At 61.2% G+C, this 17,570-nt stretch carries 15 protein-coding genes and 1 tRNA gene; 8 read left to right on the top strand and 8 right to left on the bottom strand.

The features are described 5' to 3' along the window. Nucleotides 1–57: 57 nt before the first annotated feature. Both C7441_RS05540 and C7441_RS05535 read right to left on the bottom strand, forming a co-directional pair. Nucleotides 58–3,144, bottom strand: coding sequence for an efflux RND transporter permease subunit (locus C7441_RS05540; RefSeq protein WP_109612031.1), 3,087 nt, complete (start codon nt 3,142–3,144; stop codon nt 58–60). Next, entirely contained in the window at nt 3,141–4,343 is a 1,203-nt protein-coding gene (locus C7441_RS05535; protein ID WP_109612030.1) for an efflux RND transporter periplasmic adaptor subunit, read from the bottom strand. The genes C7441_RS05540 and C7441_RS05535 overlap by 4 nt, the downstream gene beginning before the upstream one ends. Nucleotides 4,344–4,357: 14 nt before the next feature. Between C7441_RS05535 and C7441_RS05530 the strand changes: the two genes are divergently transcribed. Then, a complete protein-coding gene (locus tag C7441_RS05530) occupies nt 4,358–5,062 on the top strand; it encodes a TetR/AcrR family transcriptional regulator (protein ID WP_244916066.1) in 705 nt (234 codons plus the stop codon). A gap of 156 nt (nt 5,063–5,218) precedes the next feature. Here C7441_RS05530 and C7441_RS05525 read toward each other — a convergent pair whose 3' ends face one another. Both C7441_RS05525 and C7441_RS05520 read right to left on the bottom strand, forming a co-directional pair. Then, complete coding sequence (locus C7441_RS05525; RefSeq protein WP_026060074.1) at nt 5,219–5,428, bottom strand: hypothetical protein; 210 nt, start codon at nt 5,426–5,428, stop codon at nt 5,219–5,221. Between the two features lie 192 nt (nt 5,429–5,620). After that, nucleotides 5,621–5,711, bottom strand: a tRNA-Ser gene (locus C7441_RS05520). 485 nt (nt 5,712–6,196) lie between these two features. On the opposite strand from C7441_RS05520, the gene C7441_RS05515 reads away from it, so the two are divergent. Next, the gene (locus C7441_RS05515) at nt 6,197–7,345 is read left to right on the top strand and encodes a porin (RefSeq protein WP_109612028.1); all 1,149 of its coding nucleotides are present in this window, start codon (nt 6,197–6,199) and stop codon (nt 7,343–7,345) included. A 183-nt stretch (nt 7,346–7,528) separates the two neighbouring features. Here C7441_RS05515 and C7441_RS05510 read toward each other — a convergent pair whose 3' ends face one another. Beyond that, a complete protein-coding gene (locus C7441_RS05510) occupies nt 7,529–8,434 on the bottom strand; it encodes an alpha/beta fold hydrolase (protein WP_109612027.1) in 906 nt (301 codons plus the stop codon). Between the two features lie 58 nt (nt 8,435–8,492). Next, complete coding sequence (locus C7441_RS05505) at nt 8,493–10,526, bottom strand: lytic transglycosylase domain-containing protein (RefSeq protein WP_109612026.1); 2,034 nt, start codon at nt 10,524–10,526, stop codon at nt 8,493–8,495. Between the two features lie 245 nt (nt 10,527–10,771). Between C7441_RS05505 and dapA the strand changes: the two genes are divergently transcribed. Together dapA and smpB are read left to right on the top strand one after the other, a co-directional pair. Continuing rightward, nucleotides 10,772–11,653 (top strand): 4-hydroxy-tetrahydrodipicolinate synthase, encoded by an 882-nt coding sequence (gene dapA / locus C7441_RS05500; protein WP_109612025.1) that lies wholly within the window; start codon nt 10,772–10,774, stop codon nt 11,651–11,653. A gap of 25 nt (nt 11,654–11,678) precedes the next feature. Further along, a complete protein-coding gene (gene smpB / locus C7441_RS05495) occupies nt 11,679–12,155 on the top strand; it encodes an SsrA-binding protein SmpB (protein ID WP_109612024.1) in 477 nt (158 codons plus the stop codon). A 63-nt stretch (nt 12,156–12,218) separates the two neighbouring features. Here smpB and C7441_RS05490 read toward each other — a convergent pair whose 3' ends face one another. Further along, complete coding sequence (locus C7441_RS05490) at nt 12,219–12,884, bottom strand: uracil-DNA glycosylase (protein ID WP_109612023.1); 666 nt, start codon at nt 12,882–12,884, stop codon at nt 12,219–12,221. A 14-nt stretch (nt 12,885–12,898) separates the two neighbouring features. Further along, nucleotides 12,899–13,486 carry a LabA-like NYN domain-containing protein gene (locus C7441_RS05485; RefSeq protein ID WP_019170594.1) on the bottom strand — a complete coding sequence of 196 codons (588 nt, stop codon included), beginning with the start codon at nt 13,484–13,486 and terminating at the stop codon, nt 12,899–12,901. A 302-nt stretch (nt 13,487–13,788) separates the two neighbouring features. On the opposite strand from C7441_RS05485, the gene rpoZ reads away from it, so the two are divergent. From rpoZ to acpS, 4 genes are all read left to right on the top strand, one after another. Further along, the gene (gene rpoZ, locus C7441_RS05480) at nt 13,789–14,190 is read left to right on the top strand and encodes a DNA-directed RNA polymerase subunit omega (protein WP_019170593.1); all 402 of its coding nucleotides are present in this window, start codon (nt 13,789–13,791) and stop codon (nt 14,188–14,190) included. Nucleotides 14,191–14,307: 117 nt separating this feature from the next. Further along, nucleotides 14,308–16,533, top strand: a complete 2,226-nt coding sequence (locus C7441_RS05475) for a RelA/SpoT family protein (protein WP_026060073.1) — start codon at nt 14,308–14,310, stop codon at nt 16,531–16,533. 21 nt (nt 16,534–16,554) lie between these two features. Further along, on the top strand, nt 16,555–17,133 hold the full coding sequence (gene pyrE / locus C7441_RS05470; protein WP_109612022.1) for an orotate phosphoribosyltransferase: 579 nt from the start codon (nt 16,555–16,557) through the stop codon (nt 17,131–17,133). Nucleotides 17,134–17,144: 11 nt separating this feature from the next. Continuing rightward, the gene (acpS, locus tag C7441_RS05465; RefSeq protein WP_109612021.1) at nt 17,145–17,561 is read left to right on the top strand and encodes a holo-ACP synthase; all 417 of its coding nucleotides are present in this window, start codon (nt 17,145–17,147) and stop codon (nt 17,559–17,561) included. Nucleotides 17,562–17,570 lie beyond the last annotated feature (9 nt).

Here is a 17,570-nt window from a genome sequence, read left to right as displayed (position 1 = left end):
GAAGATTGTATCCGGAACGAAAAACGCCCGGAACAAGGTCCGGGCGTTTGGATCGCGTCAGTGCTGCGGGACAGGTTCCCCGTCATCGGGGGCCGGTTCCTCCACCGCATCCTTGTGATGGATCTTCTTGCTGGCAATGAAGGTGTAGAACATCGGCACCACGAACAGGGTGAACAGGGTTCCCACCAGAATGCCGGAGAAGATCACCAGGCCCATGGAATAGCGCGCCGCAGCACCGGCGCCGGCGGCGGTGATCAGCGGCACGACGCCCAGCGCCATGGCGGCGGTCGTCATCAGGATCGGTCGCAGGCGCACCTTGGCCGAAGCCACGATGGCCTCGCGCCGCGACAGACCATGCTCCTCGCGCTGCTGATTAGCGAACTCGACGAGCAGGATGCCATGCTTGGTGATGAGGCCGATGAGCGTGATCAGGCCCACCTGGGTGTAGATGTTGAGCGTTCCCAGGCCCATGTTCAGCGGCACGATTGCGCCGAAGATCGACAGCGGCACCGACATCATGATGATGAGCGGATCGCGGAAGCTCTCGAACTGCGCCGCCAGCACCAGATAGATCACCACCACCGCCAGCACGAAGGCGATGATGATGGTGTTGCCCTGCTCCTTTTCGAGGCGCGACTGGCCCGAGTAGTCGACGAAGAAGCCGGCCGGCAGCAATGGCTCGGCAATGTTCTCGATCGTTGCCAGGCCATCACCCGTCGTCACGCCGGGCAGGGGAAGCGCCGAGATCGTTGCCGAGTTGAGCTGGTTGAACTGCTCGATCGCTGAGGGCGAGGCATTGGTGTTGATGTTGACCACCGCCGACAGCGGCACCATTTCGCCGGTGGAGCTTCGCACGTAGAATTCGCCCAGCCTTTCCGGGTTGTTCCGGAACTGGTCGGGCACCTGCATGATGATGTCGTAACTGTTCGAATCGCGATCGAACTGCGCGATCGAACCGCCGCCCACCAGCAGGCCAAGCGTGGTTCCGATGTCGCGGATCGGGATGTTGAGGGCCGCCGCGCGGTCGCGATCGATGGTGATCGTCACCTGCGGAGCGTCGAACGCCAGCGAGTTCTGCACGACGATGAAGCGGCCGGAGGCCTGCGCCTTCTGCTTGATCTCCTCGGCGATTTCATAGACCTGGCTCGGATCGCCGGTCGACTGGATGACCATGGAGATCGGCAGGCCGCCACCGGCGCCCGGCAGCGAAGGCGGGGCAAAGACCAGCGCCTCGACACCGGCCACCGGCTTCAGCCGGTTTTGGATGTCCTGCTGAATCTCCTTTTGCGACCGGTCACGATCGGCCCAGTCCTTGAACGCCCATACCGAGAAGCCGCTGTTGGTCGCATTGCCGATGCCGATCACCGAGAAGTTGGCGCGCAACTCCGGCAAATCTTCGGTCAGACCGCGGATCTGCTTGGTGTAGAGGTCCATATAGTCGCTGGTGGCGTAGCGCGGGCCGGTAAGCAGGGCAAACAAGGCGCCGGAATCCTCTTCAGGCGCCAGTTCGCTGGACGTCTTGAAGAACATGAAGCCGGTGACGCTGATCAGCGCGATCACGATCAGCAGCGTGACCGGGCGATATTTCAGCGAGCCGGACACCAGCCGTTCATAGCGGTTGGCCAGATTGTCGAAGGTCCGGTCGACAAGGGCCTGGAAGCGGCCATGGCCGGGCTTGAGGAGGCGCGCCGACATCATCGGCGTAACGGTGACGGCCACGAAACCGGAGATCACGACCGCGCCGGCAAGCGTCACGGCGAATTCGCGGAACAGCGAACCGGTAAGACCGCCGGTGAAGGCGAGCGGCGCGAACACGGCGGCCAATGTAATCGTCATGGCCACGACCGGCGCGAAGATTTCGCGCATGCCCCTGAATGCCGCCTGCATCGGCGACATGCCTTCCTCCATGTGGCGGTGGATGTTCTCCACCACCACGATGGCGTCGTCCACGACGAGACCGATGGCCAGGACCATGGCCAGCAGCGACAACAGGTTGATGGAATAACCCATCGTCAGCAGGATGAAGCAGACGCCGATCAATGACAGCGGAATGGTCACGATCGGCATCAGCACGGAACGGAAGGAGCCGAGGAAGAGCAGGATGACCACGACGACGATGGCGACCGCCTCGGCGATGGTCTTGAACACTTCCTCGATGGACGCGCTGATGGTCTCGGTCGAATCGTAGACCATCGTGGCCGTCATGCCTTCCGGCAGGCTTGACTGGATTTCCGGCAGTTCCTTGATGACGGCAGCCGCCGTATCGAGCGGATTGGCCGACGGGGTCGGGAAGATGCCGATGAACGTGCCGGGTTTGCCGTTGAAGTTGACGACCGTGTCGGTGCTTTCGGCGGCAAGCTCGACATGGGCAATGTCGCGCAGGCGCACGACGCCGTTCTCATCGGAACGCAGCGGCAGCGCGCCGAACGCATCCGGTGTCTGCAGCGTGGACTGCACCGTGATCGAATAGGCGACATACTCGTTCTTGGTCTTGCCGGGAGCGGCAAGGAAGTTGGACGAGTTGATCGCGCCCAGCACTTCCGCGGCCGTCAGGCCGCGGGCCGCCAGCTTGACCGGGTCGATCCACACGCGCATCGAGAAGTTGGCGGCGCCCAGAACCTGAACCTCGGCAACGCCCTGAATGGTCGAAACGCGCGGACGGATGACGCGCTCGATATATTCGGTCAGTTCCTCCGCGGTCATGTTTGGATTCTGCATCGCCAGATACATGATCGCGAATTGCTGGCCGGTGCCCTTGACGATGGTCGGGTCCTTGGCATCGGTGGGCAGGTCGCTCTGGACCTGCTGCACCTTGGACATGACGTCCGTCAGCGCCACGTCGGGGTTGGAGCCAAGCTTCATCTGCACCGTCACGGTGCTGACGGAGGGCATGCTGCTGGAGGTGACGTAGTCGATGTTTTCCGTGGTCGACACCGCACGCGCGATGGGCGCGGTGACGAAGCCCTGGATCAGGTCGGCACTGGCGCCCGGATAGGAGGTGGTGATGGTGATCACCGTCTCGTCGACCTTCGGATACTGGCGCACCGAAAGGTTGAAAATGCCCTGGAAGCCGAGCAACAGGATCATGAGGGCCACGACCGTCGACAGGACGGGGCGGCGAATGAAGATGTCGGAGAAACTCATTTCGCGTCAGCCTCCGGCTTTGCCGGGTTCGCGGGATTGATCGTGTTGTCGATCGAAACCGGCGTGTTGTTGGAGAGGCGGTTCTGACCGGCTGTCACCACCACGTCGCCGGGCGAAACACCTTCGAGGATCTCAACCAGCCCATTGGAGCGGCGGCCCGTCTTGACGAAGACCTGGCGCGCAACGAGCTTGGGCTCTCCGACCGCCTCGGGTTCCTTCTTCTCGGCCTCGGCGGCCTTGCCTTCGCCACCGGCTTTCGTTTCCTTCGCTGCCTCGCCGTTCACCGCTTCCGGCGGACGGATGACAAAGACGAAATCGCCGTAGAGGCTGGAAACGACCGCCGTCTGCGAAAGCGCAAGCACGTTCTTCTCTTCCGGCAGCATTACCTGCGCCTGGATGAACTGGCCGGGGCTGAGCCTGCCATCGGCATCGGCGACCTCGGCGCGCACCCGGACCAGGCGCGAAACCGGATCGACCTTGGGCTCGATGCCAATGATCTTGCCGGTGAACGGCATGTTGTCCGTGGTGACGCCGAAACGGACGGCGCCGCCGATCTTTAGCAGGTCGAGCTGCTGCTCTGGCACCGAGAAATCGACATAAAGCTTATCGAGATCCTGGAGCGTGGCGACGATCGTGCCCGGCGACAGATACTGGCCGATATTGACGCGACGAATGCCGATTGTTCCCGAGAAGGGCGCGCGAAGCTGCTTCTGGTCGAGCAGGGCCTGGAGCTTGAGAACCTGCGAACTCGATGCATCCGCTGCCGCCCGCGCCGAATCCACCGTCACTTCCGAGCCCACGCCGCGCTTTTGCAGCACAGACGCGCGGTCGAGCGTGGTCTGATCAAGCGCGGCCTGCGCCCTGGTGGCTGCAAGGTCGGCGCGTTCGGCGGCATCGTCGAGTTGCACGAGCACCTCGCCGGCTTTCACCTGCTGATTGGGCGAAAACAGGATCTCCTTCACGATGCCGGGGGCCTCGACGGTCAGGTCCACGCCTTCGGAGGCACTGACCGTGCCAAGAGCCTCGATGCCGGGTGTCCAGGTGATCGGCTCGACCGTCTGGGATGAGACAGCCAGTGTGGCCACGGGCATGTTGGCGAAGAACTGTTCGATCGCCCGGTCGCGGAAGAGGTTGAAGCCGACAATGCCGCCGCAGACGATAATGAGGAATATAATGGCAATAATGAAACGCTTGATCATGGACGACACCGCGATTGGATGAACCTGGCAGGACGATTTTCCGAACGTCTTGGCTAAACCAAAACGCAACCGTTGAAAATGGAGCGGCATTTACTGTACCGTCTGGACGGTATTGTCAATTCCGCTCCCCGGAGATTCTCATGACGAAAAGCAAGGTCTCGGTCCGGCAAAAAATTCTGGCTGCCGCACAGGATGTGGCGCGCGATGTCGGGCCGGGACACTTGTCGCTCGACGCCGTGGCGCAGCGCGCGGGCATTTCGAAGGGCGGGCTGCTTTATCATTTCCCCAACAAGGCAAGGCTGCTTGAGGTGCTGGTGGAGCAGCATCTGCAAGACTTCGATGCCGAGCTCTGCGAAAGGGAAAGGGCGCTCAAGGACAGGCCCAACAGTCTGCTTGTGGCCTATCTGGAATTGTTTGCGGCCGAACTCCAGCGATGTCAGCCGCCGCCTTCCGGCATTCTGGCAGCCATGGCGGAGAACCCCGATTTCCTCGTGCCTGTCCGGCGTTTCCACCGGGTTCTCCTGGATCGGATGAAAGCCGGCTCGCAAAATGAAAATGTGGCCTTGATGGTTTATCTGGCGCTGGAAGGAATGCGCAGTCTTCGCCTGTTCGACGTGGATGTGTTGACTGCGCAAGAGAGCGATGCAGCGCTGGCGGCGCTGTCCGGGCTTGCCTCCGCTGCACAAGTAGACCGTCAGCCCCCGCAGACAGGGATGTGACGACCCACAGTTTGGCAAGCTGCCGGATTTCGGAATCGGGTCCTGCGGTTAGGGTTGATACTTCAAGGCCGGTCGGGCGCTTGAGATCTTTCGCTCGCGACTGTTCAAAATAATGTGAAAACGACTGCGGGAGCGATCCGCTTCCCGCATACGGTTCTATGCGGCATCGATATGTTTCTGAAGGGCGTTCTGCCTGAGGCGCCGCCAGGCGTCGTTCATGACGTCGCGTGCGGCGTGGGCTTCGGCCTGTGTCAGCCCGGCCAGAACGTGCTCGCCGAACATGGCGGGTTCGTCGTTGACGAGATCCCAGACGGTCCAGGTGTCCGTGGGGTCCATGATGACGTCATATCGGTCTTGTGTGCTCATGGCCGGATTGAGCGCCGATTCTGTTATCGGAGGTTGAATATCCACAGTTGCATTTGATTCAAATGCAACCGATGGGGGATTCGGCTGAATCCATGCCGGAGGCGCTGACAGCCTGCTTGTCAGGGTGCGGTTGCACGCCGGCCCTCGCGTTAAGGCGCCGTGATTCGATCATGTTGTGATGATGAGGTTTGCTGGCGGAGAGGATGGGATTCGAACCCACGAGAAGCTTTTGACCTCTACTCCCTTAGCAGGGGAGCGCCTTCGACCACTCGGCCACCTCTCCGGCGATCCGCTGGATAAAGAAAAGGACGCGCACAAGCAACAAGATAGATCGCCTTTTCCAAAAAAAGAGCAGGAAAAGCGAAATACCGCCGAAAAGGCATCCCCGGACCTGGGGTGGAGGCAGTGCATATGTCCCATTTTACGCCGATTCGTCGAATCGGATGGTGTGCAGGGGGGGGCTGGCGGAGCTTCCACGACACTTCTTTATATAGGCGGGTTGGGATGAAAATCGGCTCAAAGGTTAACGAGTTCTTTCGGTGCCCTGCCAAATCGTGGCATTTCCGCCACAGCGTTTCCCGATCGCATTTGGGGGAGGGCAGTCGGCGCACAATCCCGGTTGAACCTCACGGCTCCGTGAGTAATGTCGGCTTCGAGGAAGGGGCGAGCAGTCGTGTCTTTTTCAGCATTGGGGATGGGGCAGGGAAACGCTGTCCTTCAGCAAAAATACCCAGACCCGCTTTTTAACTTTTGACTGGAGGTCAGAAAATGAACATCAAGAGCCTTCTTCTCGGCTCCGCTGCGGCTCTCGTCGCAGTTTCCGGCGCTCGCGCGGCCGACGCTGTCGTCGTCGCTGAGCCCGAGCCGATGGAATACGTTCGCGTTTGCGACGTCTACGGCGCCGGCTTCTACTACATCCCGGGCACCGAGACCTGCCTGCGCGTCGGCGGCTATCTGCGTTACGACATCCGCGTCGGCGACGGTGGCCCTGCCGGCTACGGCGGTCTGCAGAACGTCGTCGACAAGAAGGACTTCGTGACCGACGGTGTGATCGACACCAACGACACCTACTACAAGCGCGCCCGCGCCGCCCTGCAGCTCGATGCCCGTTCGGAAACCGAACTCGGCACCCTGCGCGCCTACATGCACATCAACTTCGACTGGAACACCGGCGCTGGCGACCGCACCTTTGTTGACGCTGATGGCAATGAGGTAGTGGTCGGCGGCTGGACCGGCACGGGCACCAGCGTCGGCATCAACCACGCTTTCATCGAGCTGGGTGGTTTCCGCATCGGTAAGACCGACTCGCTGTTCTCCACGCTCACCGGCTATGCTGGCAACGTGATCCAGGGCGAGATCAACGGCGGTTACGGACCGTTCGACACGCACCAGATCGCCTACACCTACACCGGTGGTAACGGCTTCTCGGCTGCGGTCGCCGTTGAAGAAGGCAATGGTGACTTCACCCTCGACTCCTACGTTCCGCACGTGGTTGCCGGTGCTGCCTTCACCCAGGGTTGGGGCGGTGTCTCGGGCGTCGTCGGTTACGACTCGGTCTTCGAAGAGTGGGCCGGTAAGGTTCGCCTCGACGTCAACGTCAACGACCAGCTGTCGCTGTTCGTGATGGGCGGCTACGGCACCGACGACAATGTCACGCGTAGCTTCTACAAGACCTGGGGCGGCAACTGGGCTGTCTGGGGCGGTGGTACCTTCAAGTTCAACGAGAAGGCCTCCTTCAACCTCCAGGCTCAGTACTTCGAGAACAAGGACGTTTCGGTCATCGCCAACGTCGCTTACCAGCTCGTTCCGGGCCTGACGATCACTCCGGAAGTTGCCTGGAGCTCCTGGCACGACGACAACAAGGTCAAGATCGACGACGGTTTCGCAGGCTTCCTGCGCTTCCAGCGCTCGTTCTAATCAACTTACCGGTTGATTTGAGAAACCCGGCGGGCAACCGCCGGGTTTTTTCGTTGAAGGGTTCAGTGGCCGGATGGCAAGCCTAAGCCTTTTCGCCAGCAAGCTTTCTGGGGTGAATAATGTGGGAATCCCGGCAGGCTATGCCGACGAAGATGGAGCTGCGCGGGCGCCGGTCGTTCGGGTCTACTGAACCGCGGGCTTTGTCATGTCGCTCGCCCGGTTGAGAAATGACGCGATCTGCCGGGGCAGGGCCGCCGTCTCAAGCAAGGGAGCGTGGCCCTGACCTGACACTGTCAGCGTCCTGGCGCCAGGGTGACGGCGGAGCATTTCCTGCACGGTTGCCGGGGAGAGAAGCTTCGAGTTTTCACCCCGGATGACCAGCAGCGGAATCTGAATCAGGGATTCGAACTGCGGCCAGAGTTCAGGCAAGGGCACGCTCAGATCCGCATCCGCGAATGTTTTAAGGAGAGACGGATCGAAGTCGGGAACCATCTTGCCGTCGTTTTCACGGTAGATCGCCTTGACGAAACGCAGCCAATCCTCCCGAATGAGCGCCGAGAAGGCCTGTCCATGGACGGCCTGCTGTATGACGACGGCATCGTCAATATCCTTCGGGTGAGGGGCGTTTTCGAGATATGCGCGGATATGCGCGAGTCCTTCACCTTCGATCACGGGGCCGATATCGTTGAGCACGACCGCTTGCAGTAGCGAGGGGCGCAGCGCCGCCAGAAGGTGGATGACGAGGCCGCCGCGCGACGTTCCGATGAAGGCGGCGTGCTCGATTTCAAGCACCGTGAGCCCGGTCAGTATGTCGGTCGTCTCGGTGGCGACATTGTAGTTGTGCCAGTCGCTGTCATAGGCGGATTGACCCCGTCCGCGATAATCGAAAGCAATCACCTTGCGCCGGGGACGGGCCTTGCGCGACAGATAAAGGGCAAGTTCGTGAAAATCGCGGGCGTTGCGTGTAAACCCTGCAAGGCAGACGACCGGAGCGATGTCGTCGATCGTATCGCCATAGATGCGTGCGTGGAGACGCAACCCGTCGGTAGCGGTGTAGTAGAAGTCCGAGAAATCAGGCTTTCCGGCCATTCGGGCCTCTCGCATGAGGGGATGGACAGTTCGGTCGCCGGCGACCGAAGGTGAGAACTCAGCGGCCGTTCACCAGATCGCCAATAATGTCGAACTTGCCCGAAAGGCGCATCTTGTAGACCTGATAGTTTTCCATCACACGCTGGATATAGCTGCGTGTCTCGGCAAAGGGCAGCCGCTCGATCCAGTCCACCACCGCATCGACATTCTTGCCGCGTGGATCGCCGTAACGGTTCACCCATTCCTGCGCCCGTCGCGGTCCGGCATTGTAGCCCGCGAAGGTCAGCACATATGAGCCATTGAAACGACTGAGTTGCTCGCCAAGGAAAGTGGCGCCGAGCGCGGCGTTGTAGCCCGCATCCGTCGTCAGGCGAGCCGGTGAGAACGGCATGCCCGCCCTCCTGGCGGCTTCCTTTGCCGTGCCTGGCAGCAGTTGCAGCAGACCGCGCGCGCCTGCCCCGGACACCGCGCCTACATTGAATTCGCTTTCCTGCCTGGCCACCGCGTAGGCCAGCGCCTTGCCGGACCCTGAAATATTGGCGGTTGCGGGAATGACGCCGATGGGGTGCGACAGGGCGCCGATGTCGATGCCCCGCCCGGCGGCGATCTTGCCGACCCTCAGTGCCAGGAAATGGTTGTCACGCTTTTCGGCCATCACGGCCAGTAGGGCGAGTTCGCCTGGGCTGGTCAGTTGCCCGGCGAGGTCGCGATAGAGCGTATCGGCCAGCGTGGATGCATTCGCCTCCTCCAGCCGCTTGATGGCGCGCACGGCTTCGCGCTGGTTGAAATTGCTGCGGTCCGCCGCGCTCGGAACCGGGTAGGTGATCTTCAGCGCCTTGCGACCTATGCGCTCGGCGGCAAGCTGGCCATAGAAGGTGGTTCCGAAGTCCGCCGCACGCGCAAAATAGGCTTTTGCGTCTCCGGGGCCGCCGGCCTCGGCGGCGCGGCCAAGCCAGTAATAGGCACGCGAGCGTGAGATTGCGCCTTCCGCAAGATCGGCAATGCGCGCAAAGTGCTTGGCTGCCCTGTTCGCGTCATCGAGGCCGCGCAGGGCATACCAGCCGGCATGGAACTCCGCGTCGGCCGCATTGGCCGGACTTTCGGCTGCATGGGCGGCAACGATGCGATAGGCTGTCTTCATATCGCCTTTGTCGACCAGTTCGCGCGACAGCACGCGTCTTTCGAGCCACCATGCGTCCGGGTCGATCAACAATGCTTTTTCTTTGGGCGCGCGCAGCATGACTGCCGCCGCCTGCACGATATTGTCGTTGCGGCGCAGATACCTGGCCTGTGCAAAGAAATAGCCGGTCGAGCGTTGGCTGGCCGGCACCGAGTCCAAAAGCTTTCCGGCGGCCGGGTCGCCACGGATTACGGCGCTCCAGGCATTGGCGAGCGCTTCCGCTCCCGCCAGCTTCGCCACCCTCTGGGCGGAATTGATGCGATCGGCGTAGAGCATGCGCTCCATGCGGAAGCGATGATCCGTGACCGGTATCAGATCGCCGAATTCCCTGATGATGGTGGTTTCATCCCTGGCCTCCATCTTCCATGTACGCCAGATCGGCGACAGCGTGGCACGCGCGGCTCGGCTGTTGCCGAGCGCCATCTGCGCCCGTGCGAGCGAGATGCCGCCCTCTATGGTCTGCGGCTGCGTATTGCCGAAGGCGCGCACCACGGTCTGCGCGGCGGGATTTTCGCGGAACAGGGCTTTTTCGCTGTTGCGCCTCAGTACGGCCATTGCGGGCCAGCCGGGAAGGGCTTGTGCCGCCGCGGCGATCTCGCCGCTTGGCACCTGATCCCCGCCGCGCAGCGCAATCGCCCAGGCAAGAATGTGGCGATCGAGCGAATCCGCAGGCAAGCCGTCGCGGATGGTGCGGGCGCGGTCGATGTCCTTCGCGGCAAGCGCATCGAGGCCGCTCTTGAGCGTCGAGATGTTCCTGTCGGCAGGCGTTCCTACGTCGGGAAGACCGGCTGGGCGTGCGGTCGGGATTGCAGCGGTCAACTGGGAGTCGACCGTCGCGCCGATGGCGGTGGCCGGCATCAGGGTGATGATCGCGCCAAGAAGCGCGAGGCGATATTGCCTGTTGGCACGCATGCTCTTCGAAATCCCGGATACGGTCACGATACACTCTTGGATGGATTGCCGTAACCCTAATCCTTGCCGGTGAAGGGGAGGTTAACGAATCGTTATCGCAGTTGGTCCAATTGAAATTGTTCGACCGGCCGCGATCTTTGCGATCGGGCATCTCAAGACTATGGTGCGCCGTCGCGTTTTCGGATAGTAAAGCCGCGACATCAGAAAGGGCTGCCAGACCGCAAGGCTGCAGAAAAGTTGCATCAATGTTCAGAGGCTCGATGACCGCGCTCGTTACGCCGTTCCAGCAGGGTGGCGGTTTCGACGAAAAATGCTTCCGGGCCTTTGTCGAGTGGCAGATAGAAGAGGGCACCAAGGGGCTTGTGCCTGTGGGAACGACGGGTGAATCGCCCACGCTTTCGCATGAAGAGCACCGCCAGGTGGTGGAAGCCTGCGTTGATGTGGCCAGGGGCAGGGTGCCTGTCATTGCCGGTGCCGGTTCCAACAATACGGCCGAAGCGGTAGGGTTGGTCAGGCATGCCGAAAAGGTGGGCGCGGATGCCGTTCTGGTCGTCACGCCATATTACAACAAGCCGACCCAGCGCGGACTCTACGAGCACTTCGCGACCGTCGCCCGTGCGACCAGCCTGCCGATCATCATCTACAACATCCCGCCACGTTCGGTGATCGACATGATGCCCGAAACGATGGGCCGCCTGGCGCACGACTTCAAGAATATCGTCGGCGTGAAGGATGCCACCGGCAAGGTGGAACGCGTCTCGGAACAGCGGATGACCTGCGGCAAGGATTTCGTCCAGCTTTCCGGCGAGGATGCGTCCGCTCTTGGCTTCAATGCGCATGGCGGCGTGGGCTGCATTTCGGTGAGTTCCAACGTTGCGCCCCGGCTTTGCGCCCAGTTCCAGGAAGCAACCCTGGACGGCGACAAGGAGCGCGCGCTGGAACTGCAGGACAGGCTGATGCCCCTGCACAAGGCGATCTTCCTCGAGCCGGGCGTTTCCGGCGCAAAATATGCGCTGTCGAAGCTGGGCAAGGTGGAAAACCTGGTGCGTTCGCCGCTGATGACAGTGGAGCAATCGACCGCTGAGCGGATCGATGCGGCGATGAAGCACGCCGGACTGATCAACTGACGCGGGCCTGCCGCGCTGCAAATCTATGAGCCAGAAGAAAGCCGATCCCAACAACAAGGTTGCCGCGGAAAATCGCAAGGCGCGATTTTCCTATGAGGTCATCGACACGATCGAGGCCGGTCTGGTGCTGACCGGCACCGAGGTCAAGTCGCTGCGCCAGGGGCAGGCGAATATCCAGGAATCCTACGCCTCTGCAGAGGGTGGCGAGATTTGGCTGATCAACTCCTACGTGCCTGAATATCTTCAGGGCAATCGCTTCAACCATGAGCCGCGCCGCCGCCGCAAGCTGCTGCTCAACAAGCGCGAAATGGCGAGGCTGGCGCAGGCTGTCGAGCGCGAAGGCATGACCATGGTGCCGTTGAAGATCTACTTCAACGAAAAGGGTCGCGCCAAGCTGCTGCTGGCGATCGCACGCGGCAAGAAGCTGCACGACAAGCGCCAGACCGAAAAGGAACGCGACTGGAACCGCGAGAAGGGGCGCCTGCTCAAGGAGCGGGGATAAGCGGCTTTTTTCTCACTGGGGGCAGGCCTGAGGACACGGCGGCTTCGTGTCTGATCGAGGCGATTATTCGCTTCGAGCGTCCAGTTCCGCGCGTATCTGCCTGAAAACGTCGACGAACATCTCCGTGGTCAGGCGGCCGGTATTGGTGTTGTAGCGCGAGCAGTGATAGCTCGAGAAAACCGTGATCTTGCCGATCTTCTGGCATCCGCCATGGCTGAACGGGTGTGAGGCAACGCGCCCGCCCAATGCGCGCACCGTCGATTGATGGGCGATGGTGCCGAGCGTCAGGATCGCCTCCAGATTTTTGAAGCGTTCGATGTTGCGGTGCAGGAAGCGCCGGCAGGTGTTGATTTCGGCCCCGATCGGTTTGTTTTCAGGCGGTACGCATTTCACCGCATTGGTGATGGCCGTCGAGATCAGCTCCAGGCTGTCGTCGGGCCGCGCCTCGAATTTCCCGCGGGCGAGGCCGAAACGAATAAGCGTGTCATAGAGCAGGTCGCCGGCATAGTCGCCGGTGAACGGTCTTCCGGTGCGGTTGGCGCCACGCAGGCCGGGCGCCAGGCCGATGATGAGAAGCCGCACGCCGTCCTGTCCCTCCGGAGGGAGGAAGGTGGGCACGGGCGCGTTGAACCACGCCGGTTCGCGCTCGCGCCAGACAGCGAGGAAATCATGAAGGCGCGGGCACAGCGGGCAGTCGCGCGGCGGTTCGACCGTTGCGGGAATCGTCATCTCGACTGGACGTATCAGAAGTCGTCGCCATCCGCATCAGGGTTTGCGGCCTCGACCTTGCGTATCGGCCGCTCCGACGGGTCGCGGCCGATCTCGGCCTTCAGCGTCATCAGGTCGATGAAGTGGTCGGCCTGCCTTCTCAGGTCGTCCGAGATCATCGGGGGTTGCGAGGCCATGGTGGAAACCACGCTCACCTTCTTGCCGCGCCGCTGAAGCGCCTCGACCAATGTGCGAAAATCGCCGTCGCCCGAGAAGATGACATAGTGATCGATGACGTCAGCCAGTTCCAAAGCGTCAACCGTCAGCTCGATGTCCATATTGCCCTTGATCTTGCGGCGTCCGGTCGAATCCGTGAACTCCTTGGCCGGCTTGGTCACTACCTTGAAGCCGTTATAGTCCAGCCAATCTATCAATGGGCGGATGGAGGAATATTCCTGATCCTCGACAAGGGCCGTGTAATAGTAGGCGCGCAGCAGATAGCCGCGCTTCTGAAAACTCGCCAACAACTTGCGATAGTCGATGTCGAAGCCAAGCGAGCGCGATGTGGCATAGAGATTTGCCCCATCTATAAAGAGAGCAATCTTTTCACGAGGGTCAAACATGTGAAATATCCTTTGGGGGCAATAGGCAATTCCTTCAAAAACGCACACGTCGTTTAGGGGTTGCCTGTAAAAAGTGATTTTCGCGACTTTATTATGTTCGAAATTATCGCTGACGCGGTTCCATTCCAAGGATTTTATGACACTCTGAAATAAATTGTTACAATTCGGGTGGCACGGGCGCCTGCGGGGCGTTCTCGAATGGCTGGCTGCGTGCGATAGCAAGCTTTATGCTTGTTTTTCGAGGTCATTCAGGTTATGACCCGCGCTGTTTTCCACTACATCCGTGCATGAAAGGGGCAGTCATGGCCCGCGTAACCGTTGAAGATTGCATCGACAAGGTCGACAACCGCTTTGAGCTGGTGCTTCTGGCAGGTCATCGCGCCCGGCAGATTTCCCAGGGCGCGGCCATCACCGTTCCGCGTGACAACGACAAGAATCCGGTCGTGGCGCTGCGTGAGATCGCCGATGAGACCCTGTCGCCGGGCGATCTCAAGGAAGATCTGATCCATTCGCTGCAGAAGCATGTCGAGGTGGACGAACCCGAAGCCGAAGGTCATGCGCTTGCCGACCAGACCGAGGTTGCCGTGGCTGCTGCCGAGGACGACCGCGAAGAAGAGAACATCACTTTCGACCGCATGAGCGAGGAAGACCTGCTCGCCGGCATCGAAGGTCTCGTTGCGCCGGAAAAAAGCGACGATTTCTGATCCGTTGCGATGAAGCCGGCACTTCCGTGCCGGTCGTTTCGTGGTTATTTATGACATGCGCCGGATTGTTCGATCCGGCGCATGATTCATATTTATTATGTGTGTGAGATCTGGCCCATGATGCGTCAATATGAGCTTGTCGAGCGCGTGCAGCGCTACAAGCCCGACGTCAATGAGGCGCTTCTCAACAAAGCCTATGTTTACGCCATGCAGAAGCATGGCCATCAGAAGCGCGCTTCAGGCGATCCGTATTTTTCGCATCCGCTCGAAGTGGCCGCGATCCTCACCGACATGCACATGGACGAGGCCACCATCGCGGTGGCGCTGCTGCATGACACCATCGAGGACACATCCGCCACCCGTCAGGAAATCGACGAACTCTTCGGTCCCGATCTCGGCAAGCTGGTGGAGGGGCTGACGAAGCTCAAGAAGCTCGACCTGGTTTCCAAGAAGGCGGAGCAGGCGGAGAACCTGCGCAAGCTGCTGCTGGCGATCTCGGAAGACGTGCGGGTTCTGCTCGTCAAGCTGGCCGACCGGCTGCACAATATGCGCACCCTCAACCATATGCGCGAGGACAAGCGCCTGCGTATCGCCGAGGAAACCATGGATATCTATGCGCCGTTGGCCGGCCGCATGGGTATGCAGGGCATGCGCGAGGAACTGGAGGAGCTTGCGTTTCAGTATATAAATCCCGAAGCCTACCGCACTGTGACCGAACGGCTGGCCGAGGTTTCCGAACGCAACAAGGGTGTGATCGCCGAAATCGAAAACTCGCTTTCGGAACTGTTCACGAAATATTCGATCAAGGCGACCGTCACGAGCCGTCAGAAGAAGCCATGGTCCGTCTTCCGCAAGATGGAAGCCAAGGCGTTGTCCTTCGAGCAGCTTTCCGACATTTTCGGCTTTCGCGTCATCGTCGATACGGTCGAGCAGTGCTATCTGGCGCTGGGCGCCATCCATACGACATGGTCGATGGTGCCGGGGCGCTTCAAGGACTATATCTCCACCCCCAAGCAGAACGATTATCGCTCTATCCACACCACCATCGTCGGCCCGTCGCGCCAGCGCATCGAATTGCAGATACGCACCCGTGAGATGAACAAGGTCGCCGAATATGGCGTTGCCGCCCATGCGCTCTACAAGGATACGGGCGGCAAGGTCAGCGCCAGCCACAGCATCTCGAAGGAAACCAATGCCTATGCCTGGCTGCGGCGCACCATCGAGCAGCTTGCCGAGGGCGACAATCCGGAAGATTTCCTGGAAAACACCAAGCTGGAACTGTTCCAGGACCAGGTGTTCTGCTTCACGCCCAAGGGCATGCTGATCGCCCTGCCGCGCAAGGCGACGCCCATCGACTTTGCCTATGCGGTGCATACCGATGTCGGCGACACCTGCGTCGGCGCCAAGATCAACGGCCGCATCATGCCGCTGATGACGGAGCTGAAGAACGGCGACGAGGTGGAGATCATCCGCTCCAAGGCGCAGGTTCCGCCCGCCGCGTGGGAATCCATCGTCGTCACCGGCAAGGCGCGCTCCGCCATCCGCCGTGCGACCAAGAATGCGATCCGCAAGCAATATTCCGGCCTTGGCGTGCGCATTCTCGAGCGCGCTTTCGAGCGTGCCGACAAGACCTTCTCCAAGGATGTGCTGAAGCCGGTATTGCACCGGCTGGCGCGCAAGGACATCGAGGACGTCCTGGCCTCCGTCGGCCGCGGCGAGCTTTCCTCCACGGATGTGATGAAGGCCGTCTACCCTGACTTCAAGGACGAGCGCGTCACGCAGGCGCCGAAGCAGCGCGAGGAAGGGTGGTCGAAAATCCGCAACGCCGCCGGCATGTTGTTCCAGATTCCGGGGCGAGGCTCTCCACGCAAGGGAAGCCGCGCGGCGACGGGCGGTGCAGTGCCCATCCGCGGCGTGCGTGGCGACCTGCCGGTGCGCTTTGCGCCCGAGGGCGCGGTGCCGGGCGACCGTATCGTCGGCATCATGCAGCCGGGCTCGGGCATCACCATCTATCCGATCCAGTCGCCCTCGCTGACGGCCTTCGACGACCAGCCGGAGCGCTGGGTCGACGTGCGCTGGGACATCGACGAGGAAACCAAGGAGCGTTTCCCCGCCCGCATCTCGGTCATTGCGATCAACGCGCCGGGCTCGTTGGCCGAGATCGCGCAGGTGATCGCCGAGAACGACGCCAATATCCATACATTGTCGATGGTGCGCACTGCGCCCGACTTCACCGAAATGCTGATCGATCTCGAGGTCTGGGATTTGAAGCATCTGAACCGGCTGCTCTCGCAGCTCAAGGAAAACTCGAGCGTCAGCGATGCCAAGCGCGTCAACGGCTGACCATATGACTGCGGGAGCATCATGAATACCGAACAGGTTCTGGACATTTTTCGCGAAGCGGGTGCGGTCCTCGAAGGCCACTTCATCCTCACCTCGGGGCTGCGCAGTCCCGTCTTCCTGCAGAAGGCGCGCGTCTTCATGCATGCCGACAAGACGGAGAAGCTGTGCCGCGCGCTGGCGGAAAAAATCCGTGCCGAAGTGCCGGGCAAGATCGACTATGTCGTGGGGCCTGCCATCGGCGGGCTGATCCCGGCCTATGAAACCTCGCGCCATCTCGGCGTGCCGGCAATCTGGGTTGAGCGGGAAGGGGGCGTCTTCCGCCTGCGCCGCTTCGAAATCCCGAAGGGTGCGCGCGTCGTCATCGTGGAGGATATCGTCACCACGGGCCTGTCGATCCGCGAGACGATAGAATGCCTGCGCGAGCTGGGCGCCGAAGTCGCAGCGGCCGCCTGCATCATCGACCGTTCGGCTGGCAAGAGCGATGTCGGTGTGCCGCTGGTCGCGCTCGCCGAATATGAGGTCCCGGCCTATCCGGCCGATGCGCTGCCACCGGAACTGGCAGCCATTCCGGCGGTCAAGCCGGGTAGCCGTAACATCTGAGGGGCAGGGCCGTGATCATCGGCATCGGAAGCGATCTCATCGATATCAGGCGCATCGAAAAGTCCCTGGAGCGCTATGGCGAGCGCTTCAAGGTCCGCGTCTTCACCGGGATCGAGCAGGCGAAGTCCGAACGGCGCAAGGAGCGCGCGGCCTCCTATGCCAAGCGTTTCGCGGCGAAGGAGGCTTGCTCCAAGGCGCTCGGCACGGGCATGTCGCACGGTGTTTTCTGGCGCGACATGGGCGTGGTCAACCTGCCCGGCGGCAAGCCCACCATGCAGTTGACGGGTGGGGCGGCGGCACAACTCGAAAAAATGCTTCCGCCGGGGCATCGCGGCGTCATCCACCTGACGATCACCGATGATTTCCCGCTGGCCCAGGCCTTTGTCATAATAGAAGCCTTGCCTGTCGAAGAACCGCCATTTTCCTGAGGCTCGTGA

This window comes from Pseudaminobacter salicylatoxidans, from assembly GCF_003148475.1.
Taxonomy (GTDB): Bacteria; Pseudomonadota; Alphaproteobacteria; order Rhizobiales; family Rhizobiaceae; genus Pseudaminobacter; species Pseudaminobacter salicylatoxidans.
Note: the sequence above shows the minus strand (reverse complement) of the source record. Positions and strands in the feature narration are given on the sequence as shown.

Coding starts and splice junctions, on each gene's coding strand:
- C7441_RS05535 (WP_109612030.1), bottom strand. CDS start 4,343: ATGATCAAGCGTTTCATTATTGCCATTATATTCCTCATTATCGTCTGC.
- C7441_RS05540 (WP_109612031.1), bottom strand. CDS start 3,144: ATGAGTTTCTCCGACATCTTCATTCGCCGCCCCGTCCTGTCGACGGTC.
- C7441_RS05525 (WP_026060074.1), bottom strand. CDS start 5,428: ATGAGCACACAAGACCGATATGACGTCATCATGGACCCCACGGACACC.
- C7441_RS05510 (WP_109612027.1), bottom strand. CDS start 8,434: ATGGCCGGAAAGCCTGATTTCTCGGACTTCTACTACACCGCTACCGAC.
- C7441_RS05515 (WP_109612028.1), top strand. CDS start 6,197: ATGAACATCAAGAGCCTTCTTCTCGGCTCCGCTGCGGCTCTCGTCGCA.
- C7441_RS05490 (WP_109612023.1), bottom strand. CDS start 12,884: ATGACGATTCCCGCAACGGTCGAACCGCCGCGCGACTGCCCGCTGTGC.
- C7441_RS05505 (WP_109612026.1), bottom strand. CDS start 10,526: ATGCGTGCCAACAGGCAATATCGCCTCGCGCTTCTTGGCGCGATCATC.
- C7441_RS05475 (WP_026060073.1), top strand. CDS start 14,308: ATGATGCGTCAATATGAGCTTGTCGAGCGCGTGCAGCGCTACAAGCCC.
- pyrE (WP_109612022.1), top strand. CDS start 16,555: ATGAATACCGAACAGGTTCTGGACATTTTTCGCGAAGCGGGTGCGGTC.
- rpoZ (WP_019170593.1), top strand. CDS start 13,789: ATGGCCCGCGTAACCGTTGAAGATTGCATCGACAAGGTCGACAACCGC.
- smpB (WP_109612024.1), top strand. CDS start 11,679: ATGAGCCAGAAGAAAGCCGATCCCAACAACAAGGTTGCCGCGGAAAAT.
- dapA (WP_109612025.1), top strand. CDS start 10,772: ATGTTCAGAGGCTCGATGACCGCGCTCGTTACGCCGTTCCAGCAGGGT.
- C7441_RS05485 (WP_019170594.1), bottom strand. CDS start 13,486: ATGTTTGACCCTCGTGAAAAGATTGCTCTCTTTATAGATGGGGCAAAT.